The sequence below is a fragment of the Vibrio sp. L85 genome, assembly GCF_963871815.1.
Classification (GTDB): Bacteria; Pseudomonadota; Gammaproteobacteria; order Enterobacterales; family Vibrionaceae; genus Vibrio; species Vibrio harveyi.
Window position 1 is genome coordinate 28309 of record NZ_CAWMYL010000012.1, and the last position, 13855, is coordinate 42163.

Sequence of the window (13855 nt, forward strand, 5' to 3'; positions counted from 1 at the left end):
AATGCGAATTTTTGCCGACAAGCTGGCTGACCATCTAGCGAAACACATCAAACAGGTTTACCTGATTTTTGGTAATGAACCTCTGCTGATTCAAGAAAGTCGCCAAGCGATCCAAACAATGGCGCACCAGCAAGGTTTTGAAGAAAGACACCGTTTCGCGGTTGACGCTAGTTTAGATTGGAACCAAGTATATGATTGTTTCCAAGCACTAAGCCTATTTTCCAGTCGCCAACTAATTGAACTTGAGCTACCAGAAAGCGGCGTAACGACAACAGTTAGTAAAGAACTGCAAACCCTATGTGAAATGCTACACGACGACATTATGCTGGTGATCGTGGGCAGTAAACTGACAAAAGCCCAAGAAAACGCAAAATGGTTTAAAGCGCTGAGTGCAAAAGGTGATTGGGTAAGCTGCCAAACACCAGATCTGCAACGTTTGCCGATGTTCGTACAGGCTCGTTGCCGCACATTAGGGCTAAAAGCAGATCAGCAATCACTGCAAATGTTGGCACAGTGGCATGAAGGGAACTTGTTCGCGCTCTCACAAAGCTTAGAGAAGCTCGCTTTACTCTACCCAGATGGCGAACTGACGGTTGTGCGTCTTGAAGAAGCCTTGAGCCGACACAACCACTTTACGACTTTCCATTGGATTGACGCTCTCCTTGCTGGGAAAGCCAACCGAGCACAACGCATTTTGCGCCAGCTTGAAGCCGAAGGCACAGAGACAGTCATCCTTATCCGTAGTGTACAGAAAGAGTTCAACCAATTACTTAACATGCATCGAGACCTTACCCAAATGGGCATGAGTCAGGTGTTTGAAAAGCATCGAGTGTGGCAAAATAAACGCCCATTCTATAATGCAGCGCTGACTCGCCTGTCAGCCTCAAGAATTTGTGCCCTTTTATCCTTGCTCACACATGCTGAGATAAAAGCCAAAACCCAATACGATGAATCTGTGTGGCCAACTATCCATCAATTGAGCCTAGAAACCTGCTCTCCTGATATTAAGCTGGCAATTTAGCTTTCAAAGCGTGATATAGTGCGCGACCAGTTTTAACTCAACGAGATTAAAACGCCCACAGACAAAAAAGAAAATACCGAGGAAAACCGAGTGCTTCGCGAAGAACTTAAAGACTTTTTAGCCGATAAAGCCGACGACATGAAAGCGGAAGAGATTGTTATTCTGAATGTAGAAGGCAAATCAAGCGTGACAGATTACATGATCATTTGTACTGGCACGTCGAAGCGTCACGTTTCATCTATCGCTGATCACGTCGCATCTGAAGTGAAGAAAGCTGGTCTAGAGCCACTAGGTATGGAAGGCGAAAATGAAGGTGAATGGGTTGTCCTAGACATGGGCGACGCAATGCTTCATGTGATGCAAGAAGAGCATCGCGAGCTATACCAACTAGAAAAACTCTGGGGTTAATCTTTTGAAAATTCAACTAATTGCCGTTGGCACCAAAATGCCAAAATGGGTCGAAGAAGGTTTTCAAGAATACCGTCGTCGCTTCCCACATGATATGCCACTTGAGTTGGTTGAAATCCCTGCGGGTAAACGTGGCAAAAATGCAGACATCGCACGCATCTTACAAAAAGAAGGCGAAGCGATGTTGGCTGCGGTACCTAAAGGTGCGCGTATCGTCACTCTCGATATTCCAGGGAAAAAGTGGGATACCCCACAGCTAGCAGAACAGCTAGAAGCATGGAAACTAGATGGTCGTGACGTGTCGATCCTAATCGGTGGTCCTGAAGGCTTAGCGCCAGCTTGTAAAGTCGCAGCAGATCAAAGTTGGTCACTGTCAGCACTGACACTACCACACCCACTTGTGCGTATCGTGATGGCAGAGAGTTTATACCGAGCGTGGAGCATTACTGCTAACCACCCTTACCACCGCGAATAATCGCTACTTAGCTGTAGAGACAAGCGTTAATGATTCGTAAACGCCGCAGTCAAATTCGAGATTACCAAGCAGAAGCGCGTCTATTTTCTAGTCGCGCTATTGTTGCATTTATAGGTATCGTAATTTTGATGGGCTTGCTGGTTGCCAACATGTACAACATTCAGGTAAACCAGTTCCAAGACTATAAAACCCGTTCTAATGACAATCGCATTAAAGTGGTTCCTATTGCACCAAACCGTGGTTTGATCTACGACCGCAATGGTGTTCTGCTCGCTGAAAACCGCCCCGTCTTTAACCTGGAACTGACCCCAGAAAAAATCAAAGACATTGACGGCACCATCAAAGAGCTACAAACCATCCTTGAAATCACACCAGAGCAAATCGAACGCTTCCAACGTGAGCGTAAGCGTACTCGTCGCTTCAAGTCAGTTCCGTTGTTGACTCAATTGGATGAAAACCAAGTTGCTGTTTTCTCTGTCAATCAATACCGTTTCCCGGGCGTTGAGATTAGCGCTACGCTAAAGCGTTACTACCCATTCAGCGAAGTACTGACCCATGTGATTGGCTATGTTTCTCGTATTAACGACCGCGACATGCAGCGCTTAGTGCGCGAAGAAAAAGACGCCAACTACCAAGCAACTCGTGACATCGGTAAGTTAGGTATCGAGAAGTACTACGAGGACCTATTGCACGGTACGGCGGGTTACCAAGAAGTGGAAGTAAACAGCCGCGGACGTGTCATTCGTACTTTGAAATACGTTCCACCTGTGCCAGGTAAAGACATCGTCTTAAACCTCGATATCAACCTACAGCTCTATGTGCATCAGTTATTAGATGGACGTCGTGGTAGCGCGGTAGTGCTCGACCCTCGAGACAATGGTGTATTGGCTATGGTTTCTAGCCCAAGCTACGATCCAAATGCGTTCGTACACGGGATCTCAGGTAAAGCATACCGAGCACTATTAAACGATAAAAACCGTCCATTGGTGAACCGCACAACGCTTGGCATTTACCCACCAGCTTCAACCATCAAACCCTTCATTGCTGTAGCGGCTCTGGAAGAAGGTGTTGTGACACCGAAAACCACCCGAAACGATCCTGGTTACTGGCGAATTCCAAATTCAGATACTCGTCCATTCCGTGACTGGCTACGTTGGGGTCATGGTCGCGTCGACATCATCAAATCAATTGAAGAATCCGTCGATACCTTCTTCTACCAAATTGCCTACGACATGGGCATTGATCGCCTATCGAATTGGATGATGATGTTTGGTTTTGGCGATTATACGGGCATCGACATTTACGAAGAAAGTAAGGCAAACATGCCAACTCGTGAATGGAAAATGGCTCGTCATAAAACACCTTGGTACAAGGGCGACACTATCCCTGTTGGTATTGGGCAAGGTTACTGGACAGCAACACCAATGCAGATAGCGAAAGCGACCTCAGTATTGGTTAACGAAGGCGCTGTAACAGCACCTCACTTGCTAAAAGCAACCATCGACAACGGTGGCGACTTTGAGGAGCAAGAAAGCTCTGAATACGAAACCTACCCTCCTATCCAAAATGTGCCAGACAAATACTGGAATATGGCGAAGGAAGGCATGCGTTTGGTTAACCACGGTCCAAAAGGTACTGCTCGTCGCTCTTTCTATAATATGGATTACCAAACTGGTGGTAAGTCAGGGACCGCTCAGGTATTTGGTCTTGCAGAAGACGAAGAGTACAACGCAGATGAAGTCGCAGAACACTTACGTGACCACGCGTTGTTTACCGGTTTTGCGCCATTCGATGATCCAAAAGTCGTCGTATCAGTGGTACTGGAAAACGCAGGTGGTGGTTCGAGTAACGGCGCGCCTGTTGTGAGAAAGATCTTCGACCGTGTCATCCTTGGTCCTGAAAAAATCGAGTCAGATGAAGAACAAAACAATGCGAAGAAAGAGGTAGCGCAGTGATGAAAATGGATCCCTCTACAGGCAAAAACCGTGCTCTGTTTGAACGCTTCCATATCGACTTGCCGTTGTTACTCGGCATCTTTGCGTTGATGGGCTTTGGTCTTGTCATCATGTACAGTGCCAGTGGTCAAAGTTTGGCGATGATGGATCGTCAAGCAATGCGCATGGTGCTGTCACTGGTTGTCATGATCGTATTGGCACAGATCTCGCCCAGAACCTATGAGAGCCTTGCTCCATTAATGTTTGTTGGTGGCGTTATTCTGTTGTTTGGCGTGCTCTTCTTTGGTGAAGCCTCCAAAGGCGCCCAACGCTGGCTCAATCTTGGTTTTGTTCGTTTCCAGCCCTCAGAGCTCCTTAAGCTTGCCGTACCTTTAATGGTGGCGCGCTACATCGGTCGTCAACCACTTCCTCCGACGTTCAAAACGCTCATTGTTGCACTAATCATGGTTTGTCTACCAACCATTCTTATTGCAAAACAGCCTGACCTTGGTACTTCAATTCTGATCGCCGCTTCTGGTATTTTCGTTATCTTCCTTGCGGGTATTAGTTGGAAAATCATTGCCGCTGCCGCCATTGCTCTGGGTGGTTTTATTCCTATTTTGTGGTTCTTCCTGATGCGCGAATACCAAAAGGTACGTGTGCGCACTCTATTTAATCCAGAGTCAGACCCTCTTGGTGCCGGCTATCACATTATCCAAAGTAAGATTGCAATCGGCTCTGGTGGTATTTCAGGCAAAGGTTGGCTGCAAGGTACACAATCTCAATTAGAATTTCTTCCAGAGCGACACACTGACTTTATCTTTGCAGTAATCGCTGAGGAATGGGGTATGATTGGCTTCCTTTGCCTATTAGCCATCTACCTATTTATTATCGGTCGAGGTCTCTACCTCGCAAGCCAAGCACAAACAGCGTTTGGTCGAATGATGGCGGGCAGTATTGTACTCAGCTTCTTCGTGTATATTTTTGTAAATATCGGCATGGTAAGTGGCATCCTACCTGTAGTAGGCGTACCTTTACCGTTGATCAGTTATGGTGGTACTTCAATGGTGACACTGATGGCTGGTTTTGGCATTCTTATGTCGATCCATACACACCGAAAAGCATTCTCTAAGGCGACCTAGACCATGCAAAAACGCGCTTTATATTCCTTAGTTTTTTCTGCTTTGATTTTGGCGGGTTGTTCATCCACCGATCAAAAAACGCAGGAAGGACGTTATGAACTTGAATCTGATGTAGCTCCAGAAAAGCCATTATCAGTCGAGCACATTGAGGATGCGCACCCAAAATACGAACCATACAGCTTAGGTGGTAACAGCGATTACAACCTTCGAGGTTCAGACTACAAAATCGTTCGTGATGCAAAAGGCTTTACGGAAAAAGGTCGTGCCTCTTGGTACGGCAAGAAATTCCAAGGTCATTTAACTTCGAATGGCGAGATTTACGACATGTACTCGATGACTGCTGCGCACAAAACGCTGCCATTACCGAGCTACGTGAAAGTCACCAATACCGACAATGGTAAATCCACGGTTGTGCGAGTTAACGACCGAGGTCCTTTCCATGAGGGTCGCATCATTGATTTGAGCTACGCGGCAGCTTACAAGCTTGACGTAGTGAAAACTGGGACGGCGAACGTAGAGATCGAAGTCATTATGGTGGATAAACCGACCGATGAAAAGTCGTTAGCGGCCCATCCTAAGTACGTCATTCAGGTTGCTTCTTCAAAATATGAAGATCGAGCGCGAACTTTAGGCCAAGAGCTTGGTCAAAAGCTGGATACGGAAACTTTCTTGGAGTCCACGGAAGGTTCGTATCGCTTGTTGTTAGGCCCATATACTGACTATTCTCTGACGCAAGCCACACTGGATAAAGTAAAGTTGCTCGGCTATTCGTCCGCATTTATTAAAAAACACAAAACTGGCAAATGACCTTGGTGTCATGATTTTCTATGCAGAGCCCCTCTTACATAAGTGGGGATTCTGTTAAGATGTCGACAGTTAACCAAAAAATTTGAATTACCATGAATAAAAATAAGTTTGTGAAATCTATTCTCGTTTCTTCGGTTGCACTATCAGCAACCATCGCTCAATCTGCTTTTGCTTCACCAGTTGTTGTCCCAGATGCTCCTCAAATCGCAGCCAAAGGCTACGTACTTATGGATTACAACTCAGGTAAAGTTCTGGCTGAGAAAGAGATGAACACAAAATTGTCTCCTGCTAGTCTGACAAAAATGATGACCAGCTACGTAATTGGCCAAGAGCTAGCGCGTGGTAATATTTCAGAAGACGATGATGTAACCATCAGTAAGAATGCTTGGGCGAAAAACTTCCCTGACTCTTCAAAAATGTTCATTGAAGTTGGCACGACGGTAAAAGTAAAAGACCTGAACCGTGGCATCATCATCCAATCTGGTAACGATGCGTGTGTGGCAATGGCTGAACACATTGCTGGTTCAGAAGATGCATTCGTTGATCTGATGAATGCTTGGGCGGATACGATCGGTATGACGAACACGCACTTTGCGAACGTTCACGGTCTAGACAACCCTAACCTATACTCAACACCTTACGATATGGCACTGCTTGGTAAAGCACTGATCCGTGACGTACCAGACGAGTACCGTATTTACTCTCAAAAGAAATTCACTTACAACGGCATCACTCAGTACAACCGTAACGGTCTACTGTGGGATAAGAGCATGAATGTTGACGGTATCAAAACGGGTCACACAAGCAATGCTGGTTATAGCCTAGTAAGCTCTGCAACAGAAGGTCAAATGCGCCTAGTTGCGGTTGTGATGGGAACAAAAGATGCGAATGCACGTAAATCAGAAAGTAAAAAGCTTCTGAGCTACGGTTTCCGTTTCTTCGAAACAGTGGCACCTCATAAAGCGGGTGAAACTTTCGTAGAAGAAAAAATCTGGATGGGTAACAAAGACACCATTGCTCTGGGTCTTGACCAAGATACCTACGTAACCCTACCTCGCGGCGAAGCAAAGAACCTAAAAGCAAGCTTCGTACTTGAAAAAGAACTTGAAGCCCCAATTAAGAAAGGTGATGTAGTTGGTAAGCTATACTATCAAATTGATGGTGAAGATATTGCTGAGTACCCACTAATGGCACTGGAAACAGTAGACCAAGGCAGCCTATTTAGCCGCATGTGGGACTACATCGTGTTGTTGTTTAAGAGCTTCTTCTAACAGTCGCTTCTGACCAACAAACAAGTCTACAAAGCCGCCAACTAGGGCGGCTTTGTTAATCTTGAGTTCACCCTAATTTGACTGTACTATTTCGCACCGCAACGAATACCAACTGGAGTTACCGATATGCTAACCATCAACTCTGATGCAAAATTGAAAGACCTGCTTGAGTTCCCTTGTTCATTTACTTACAAGGTAATGGGTCATGCAAAGCCTGAGCTTCCAGAGCTAGTTCTAGAAGTTATCCAGCGCCATGCTCCAGGTGACTACAGCCCAACAGTAAAACCAAGTGCTAAGGGCAACTACCACTCGGTGTCTATCAACATCACTGCAACGTCTATCGAGCAGGTTGAAACCCTATACAAAGAACTGGGTGAAATCGACATCGTACGCATGGTTCTATGATTTTTTGATAAATTAAATTTTTTTTGAAAGCAGCTTCGGCTGCTTTCTTTTTATTTATCATACAGATAATACAAACCACTCGAACTTTCAGTTAAAAATCTGTTACTCAGCTGTAGAGCATCAGGGTCATCCGGTTTATAATCCAAAAACTTTATATATTATCGACAGGAATTCCCATGCAACACCAACTTGTTGTGAAACGACTTGGACGCCAAAATTATGAGCCTGTATGGAAGGCGATGCATGAGTTTACTGACCAACGCACAGACGACACGCCTGATGAAGTTTGGTTGGTAGAACATAACCCAGTATTCACTCAAGGTCAGGCAGGTAAAGCCGAGCACCTGATTAATACCGGAGATATTCCTGTTGTTCAAAGCGATCGTGGCGGTCAGGTGACTTATCATGGTCCGGGTCAATTAGTCGCGTACTTCTTGATCAACCTACGTCGCAAAAAATTAGGAGTGCGAGATCTCGTTACGCACATCGAGAACCTCGTTATTAACACTCTTAAGGCATACAATATCGATTCTGCTGCACGACCTGATGCCCCTGGCGTTTATGTCGGCGGTAAAAAAATATGTTCTCTCGGACTTCGCATTCGAAAAGGATGCTCATTTCACGGCCTAGCGTTGAACGTCAATATGGACTTAGGTCCTTTTTTACGTATTAACCCATGTGGCTACGAAGGAATGGAGATGGTTCAAGTCAGCCAAGTTGGCGGCCCTGAAGACATCGAAGCCGTGGAAAAACAATTAATACAAGAACTCGTTACTTTGCTTGATTACGAGCAAGTAGATTTCAGCACAGAAGCACCTTCTCAAGGTAACAAAGCATGAGCAAACCAATCCAGATGGAAAAAGGCGTTAAATACCGCGACGCCGACAAGATGGCATTGATTCCCGTAAAGAACATGCCAACAGAGCAGAAAGAAGTGCTACGTAAGCCTGATTGGATGAAGATCAAGCTACCAGCCGACAGCCAACGTATTCAAGACATCAAATCAGCAATGCGTAAGAACAACCTTCACTCTGTATGTGAAGAAGCGTCTTGCCCTAACCTAGCTGAGTGTTTTAACCACGGTACGGCAACTTTCATGATCCTTGGTGCGATCTGTACTCGCCGTTGTCCTTTCTGTGACGTTGCCCATGGTCGTCCGCTTGCTGTTGAAGCTGAAGAACCAAAGAAACTTGCGAAAACCATCGCAGACATGAAACTGAAGTACGTTGTAATCACTTCTGTTGACCGTGATGATTTGCGTGATGGTGGTGCAGAGCATTTTGCTAACTGTAACCGTGAAATTCGCGAACTAAACCCGCACATCAAGATTGAAACTCTGGTTCCTGACTTCCGTGGTCGTATGGACGTGGCACTTGATCTTATGAAAGACAACCCGCCAGATGTCTTCAACCACAACCTAGAAACCGCCCCTCGTCTGTACCGTAAAGCTCGCCCAGGCGCAAACTACAAGTGGTCACTGCAATTGCTGCAAAAATTCAAAGAGCAGCATCCAAATGTACCGACGAAATCAGGTCTAATGATGGGTCTTGGTGAAACCAAAGAAGAGATCGTCGAAGTACTAAAAGATCTTCGTGCACATGGCGTAACTATGCTGACACTTGGTCAGTACCTAGCACCAAGCCGTCACCACTTGCCAGTAGAACGTTACGTTCCACCTTCAGAGTTTGATGAGCTAAAAGAGATTGCACTAGAACTTGGCTTCACCCACGCGGCGTGTGGTCCATTTGTTCGCTCTTCTTACCATGCTGATATGCAGGCTCAAGGTATTGAAGTGAAATAAGCTCTCGCTTGTTTTGATAAGAAAAGGTTGGCTCTGTGCCAACCTTTTTTGTCTCCATAGAACATAAAGCATCGTCGTTCGAACAATAACCCTACTGGTTAAAACCAAACTCGCTATTTCGAAGAACCTACGAGATATCAGGAATCTTGTTTCAACACTCTCTAAGTAACAACGATAATTAGAAATTCCCTATCCCGCTCGTTCCTCACTTGTAGGGAATGACGACGTTGGGCTCTTGAGTAAATCAAAAGTATATTCAGAGTCTAATAACCTTTTTCGTTTTCCACTCAAATACTCCCAAGCCTCCACATAACAACTTGTTTCTCAGAAACCAAAGCACGTCATTCCGAAGAGCCTAGGCGATATCAGGAATCTCATTTCAACACTCTCTAAGTAACAACGATAATTAGAGATTCCCTATCCCGCTCGTTCCTCGCTTGTAGGGAATGACAACGTTGGGCTCTTGAGCAAATCAAAAGTATATCCAGAACCTAATAACCTCTTTCGTTTTCCACGCAAATACTCCCAAGCTTCCACATAGCAACCTGTCTCTCAGAGACCAAAGCACGTCATTCCGAAGAGCCTAGGCGATATCAGGAATCTTGTTTCAACACTCTCTCTAAGCTGATGTTTCCATACGCTAGAAAAACAAAAAGGTCCTCAAACGAGGACCTTTCATCAATCAAATTATCACACTGAATCGCAGAAGTAGAACGAGTCAGCCTGTACTACTTTGCAAAGAAAGCGAATTTACACAGAGAACTATGCGTAAACTGGTAGACGCTTGCAGATCTCTAGAACTTTCTGCTTCGTCGCTTCGATAACTTCCTCGTTGCCGATGTTATCTAGAACGTCACACATCCAGTTTGCTAGCTCTTTCGCGTCATCTTCAGTGAAGCCGCGGCGAGTAATTGCTGGCGTACCAACACGGATACCAGACGTTACGAATGGGCTGCGTGGGTCGTTTGGAACCGAGTTCTTGTTTACTGTGATGTTTGCTGCACCTAGTGCTGCATCTGCATCTTTACCTGTAATGTCTTTGTCGATTAGGTCAACTAGGAATAGGTGGTTCTCAGTACCGTTAGAAACGATCTTGTAGCCACGCTCTTGGAATTGACCAACCATTGCTTTCGCGTTTTTCACTACGTTAGCTTGGTAAGCTTTGAATTCAGGCTCCATCGCTTCTTTGAACGCTACAGCTTTACCAGCGATAACGTGCATTAGAGGACCACCTTGACCGCCAGGGAATACTGCTGAGTTCAGCTTCTTGTACAGCTCTTCACCTTCGTTAGAAAGGATAAGACCACCACGAGGACCCGCTAGCGTTTTGTGTGTAGTCGTTGTTACTACGTGAGCGTGTGGAACTGGTGTTGGGTACTCGCCTGCTGCGATTAGACCAGCAACGTGCGCCATGTCTACGAATAGGTAAGCATCAACTTTGTCTGCGATTTCACGCATGCGTTTCCAATCAACGATTTGCGAGTAAGCAGAAAAACCACCGATGATCATCTTAGGCTTGTGCTCAAGTGCTAGCTGTTCCATCTCGTCGTAGTTGATTTGACCTGCTTCGTCAATACCGTAAGGAATAACGTTGTAGTGCTTACCAGAGAAGTTTACTGGTGAACCGTGAGTTAGGTGACCACCGTGTGCTAGGCTCATACCTAGAACTGTGTCGCCTGGGTTTAGAAGCGCCATGTAAACTGCGCTGTTTGCTTGAGAACCTGAGTGAGGCTGTACGTTCGCGTACTCACAACCAAATAGTTGGCATGCACGATCGATTGCTAGTGCTTCAGCTTTATCTACGTACTCACAACCGCCGTAGTAACGCTTGCCTGGGTAGCCTTCAGCGTATTTGTTCGTTAGCTGAGAACCTTGAGCTTCCATTACACGTGGACTTGTGTAGTTTTCAGAAGCGATAAGTTCAATGTGTTCTTCCTGGCGAAGAGTCTCTTCCTGGATAGCTGCGAACAGTTCCGCATCGTAATCTGCGATGTTCATATCACGCTTAAGCATCTGTATCTCCTGACTCAGATTGGTACTGAAAGTTGCAAAAAAACTGAATAACGACCTAACGCAAACGTTTTCGTCGACCTAATGGCGCGCATTCTACATAATTTGATCTAGGTCATAAAGAGAAATTTACAATTTTTCTCATGCAGTTTTTTCATGGTGACAAGCAAGAAATATCATGACGATGTTGCAATCGTTTAACCATGATTCCCTGACTGTCAATTTTGTGCTTTACACCCTGTAAAACAACAATTACATAGGTTTACCGCAAATTTTACCCTCTAGCTACCGAAAAGATCATCTTTTTACTACTATGCACGCCCGAATTATCACAAACGACTGCATATTAGATGGAAAAACACTCAAGAAAAGAAGACTGGATGGCAATTCTTACAGGTACCTTTTTGGTAGCTCAAGGCGTTTTCTTTCTCCAATCCGCGAACCTCTTAACCGGAGGCACAACCGGATTGGCTCTGCTTATTAGCCAATTTACACCTTTTACGTTTGGTGTGCTTTACTTTTTAGCCAACTGTCCTTTTTACTTGCTCGCATGGAAACGCTTCGGTCGTCACTTTGCCATTAACAGTGCAATTTCTGGCGCTTTGGTTTCTATCTTTGCTGATCACCTGTATTTACTGATTTCATTGGAATCAATCAACGAAATTTACTGCGCGGTAGCGGGTGGCTTGCTGATGGGCTTGGGTATGTTGATCCTATTCCGTCATCGTTCAAGCTTGGGCGGCTTTAACGTATTGTGCTTATTCATCCAAGATAAGTTCGGTATTTCTGTAGGTAAATCCCAGATGGCAATTGACGCATGTATCTTGTTTGCGTCTTTCTTCTTCGTCACACCTTGGGTTATTGGGTTGTCGATACTTGGAGCCTTCGCACTGAACCTCGTGCTTGCGATGAACCATAAACCGCATCGCTATTCGGTGAGCTACGGTTCATAGCCTTTCCATGATGATTGGAGCGCAATTTATAAGATTTTGCGCTCCAATGACTATATAATATCTCGCCATTCACTAATCACTCATGATGGTATGCGAGACTTTCTACAACAAGCCAAACAAACCAAAAGTCAGATTGCTATTGGCGAGCTTATCTACAATCCAGAGACTCAAACTCTGCATAAACAAGCAGTCAGTATCGATCTTGAACCGCGTACCGTCGAGTTACTGGAACTGTTACTCACCAGTGTTGGACACCCACTCTCTGCTGAAACCATCATCGAGACCATTTGGCAAAGTAAGTTCATTTCAAAGAATGTCCTAACCAACCGAATCAGTACACTCAGAGCTTTGCTTCAAGAACACTTGCCGGAGCACGATGCAGCCAAATTGTTGCTCACCTACCCACGTAAAGGCTACTTCCTTAATCCAGCCAATATTCAATTGCTACCTCCTGCCCAGAAGGCTCAGCAAACCAAAGAGCCAGCTAAGAGCAACCCTGCCCCTGCGTCTCACAAATTCAAACTTGTTTATGGCTTATGCGCCGCACTTGCGCTAATGAGTATTGGGCTTGGGGTGACGCTGTGGCAGCAGCAAGGCATTTCAACTCAGCAAACTCGAAACCAACTCTTGATCCCTAAAGTAGAGTTATTGCTGAACCGTGTTGATGCTATAGGCACCACTGCTCGTGAGTACCGAACTCTAGTGAAAGCGATCTTGTTGCAGCAACAAGTCGAGTATCCTTATACCGATATCGCCAACCAAGATGCGCCGAGCTACTTTCTCGACCCAATTAATGAGACCCCTTATTTCCCTGGCGCACGAAACATGCAAACCAGCGATTATCAGCTCAACATTGAGCTAAAAGATGATTCCACAGAAGGGGGACTCAAAGCACAAATGAACCTAATTTACCCAGCGACGGGAAAATTGGCGTTTCGTAATCAATACGAGCTCCGTATCAGCCATCTACAATCAGATATCTTTCGTATGCATGCAGATATCGCTCAATACTTTAATTTACCTGCACCTTCTCAGAGCAATTGGCAGTTAACCGATGCACACAAGAAAATGCTACTGGATGAGCAATTCTCAATGGATGGTATTAAAAACATGGATGAGTTTACTGCCATCACGATAGCTCGCCATCTCGCGTTGTACGAACAAAATCAAACCAAACTCGAAGGGTTTCTTTATCAAGTACAGTCCGAGTTCGATGCCTTACCTGATGAGCTGAACTTATGGATGGGTATCCTCAATTACAAACTCGGCAATCTTGAAAAGGCGAAAACCTTATTGACGACACCGGCGGGAGACTCATTAATTCAGAATGCCCTGATTTACACTTTTGTATCTCATATTGCCTACAAGCAAAATAAGCTTGATCAGTTCCGCTTAAATTACATGGAATCGCTCGTAGCTCTTTTACGTGTTATGCCTTCTGAAGAGTTATTCAGTCGTTTGTCTCAGCCGGAATCGAAAGAAACCTGCTTACAGCCTTGGAAGAAGTTGCGTGTCAGTATTAAAGAAAAGGAAATTGTGATGCGCTGGAAGGCATTAATTGAAGAATACTGCACCAATATCGAAGAAGACATTAACCCAGAAAAAACAAAGACCTAAATATAAAATTA

The 13855-nt window shown here is 45.1% G+C and carries 13 protein-coding genes; 12 read left to right on the forward strand and 1 reads right to left on the reverse strand.

Annotation, left to right across the window (positions count from 1 at the left end; translation table 11 throughout):
• Position 1: 1 nt before the first annotated feature.
• The 10 genes from holA to lipA all read left to right on the forward strand — a co-directional run bounded on the left by holA (position 2) and on the right by lipA (position 9264).
• Entirely contained in the window at positions 2-1021 is a 1020-nt protein-coding gene (gene holA, locus AACR11_RS02225) for a DNA polymerase III subunit delta (RefSeq protein ID WP_005447513.1), read from the forward strand.
• A gap of 90 nt (positions 1022-1111) precedes the next feature.
• Complete coding sequence (gene rsfS, locus AACR11_RS02230; protein WP_009697738.1) at positions 1112-1429, forward strand: ribosome silencing factor; 318 nt, start codon at positions 1112-1114, stop codon at positions 1427-1429.
• Between the two features lie 4 nt (positions 1430-1433).
• The gene (gene rlmH, locus AACR11_RS02235; RefSeq protein ID WP_029789172.1) at positions 1434-1904 is read left to right on the forward strand and encodes a 23S rRNA (pseudouridine(1915)-N(3))-methyltransferase RlmH; all 471 of its coding nucleotides are present in this window, start codon (positions 1434-1436) and stop codon (positions 1902-1904) included.
• 29 nt (positions 1905-1933) lie between these two features.
• Complete coding sequence (gene mrdA, locus AACR11_RS02240; protein ID WP_005447519.1) at positions 1934-3859, forward strand: penicillin-binding protein 2; 1926 nt, start codon at positions 1934-1936, stop codon at positions 3857-3859.
• Positions 3859-4980: a rod shape-determining protein RodA gene (rodA, locus tag AACR11_RS02245; RefSeq protein ID WP_005447521.1), complete on the forward strand. Its 1122-nt coding sequence runs from the start codon at positions 3859-3861 to the stop codon at positions 4978-4980. The genes mrdA and rodA overlap by 1 nt, the downstream gene beginning before the upstream one ends.
• Before the next feature lie 3 nt (positions 4981-4983).
• On the forward strand, positions 4984-5787 hold the full coding sequence (locus tag AACR11_RS02250; RefSeq protein WP_009697737.1) for a septal ring lytic transglycosylase RlpA family protein: 804 nt from the start codon (positions 4984-4986) through the stop codon (positions 5785-5787).
• Positions 5788-5879: 92 nt separating this feature from the next.
• A complete protein-coding gene (locus AACR11_RS02255; protein ID WP_005447533.1) occupies positions 5880-7058 on the forward strand; it encodes a serine hydrolase in 1179 nt (392 codons plus the stop codon).
• A 126-nt stretch (positions 7059-7184) separates the two neighbouring features.
• Complete coding sequence (gene ybeD / locus AACR11_RS02260; RefSeq protein WP_005384135.1) at positions 7185-7463, forward strand: DUF493 family protein YbeD; 279 nt, start codon at positions 7185-7187, stop codon at positions 7461-7463.
• Positions 7464-7639: 176 nt separating this feature from the next.
• Positions 7640-8302, forward strand: a complete 663-nt coding sequence (gene lipB, locus AACR11_RS02265; RefSeq protein WP_029789173.1) for a lipoyl(octanoyl) transferase LipB — start codon at positions 7640-7642, stop codon at positions 8300-8302.
• On the forward strand, positions 8299-9264 hold the full coding sequence (gene lipA / locus AACR11_RS02270) for a lipoyl synthase (protein ID WP_005447535.1): 966 nt from the start codon (positions 8299-8301) through the stop codon (positions 9262-9264). The genes lipB and lipA overlap by 4 nt, the downstream gene beginning before the upstream one ends.
• A 762-nt stretch (positions 9265-10026) precedes the next feature.
• Here lipA and glyA read toward each other — a convergent pair.
• On the reverse strand, positions 10027-11277 hold the full coding sequence (gene glyA, locus AACR11_RS02275) for a serine hydroxymethyltransferase (protein ID WP_005440106.1): 1251 nt from the start codon (positions 11275-11277) through the stop codon (positions 10027-10029).
• 347 nt (positions 11278-11624) lie between these two features.
• Here glyA and AACR11_RS02280 point away from each other — a divergent pair, with 347 nt between their 5' ends.
• The gene (locus AACR11_RS02280; protein WP_005447540.1) at positions 11625-12227 is read left to right on the forward strand and encodes a YitT family protein; all 603 of its coding nucleotides are present in this window, start codon (positions 11625-11627) and stop codon (positions 12225-12227) included.
• A gap of 90 nt (positions 12228-12317) precedes the next feature.
• Positions 12318-13844 carry a winged helix-turn-helix domain-containing protein gene (locus tag AACR11_RS02285; protein ID WP_029789175.1) on the forward strand — a complete coding sequence of 509 codons (1527 nt, stop codon included), beginning with the start codon at positions 12318-12320 and terminating at the stop codon, positions 13842-13844.
• Positions 13845-13855: the final 11 nt, after the last annotated feature.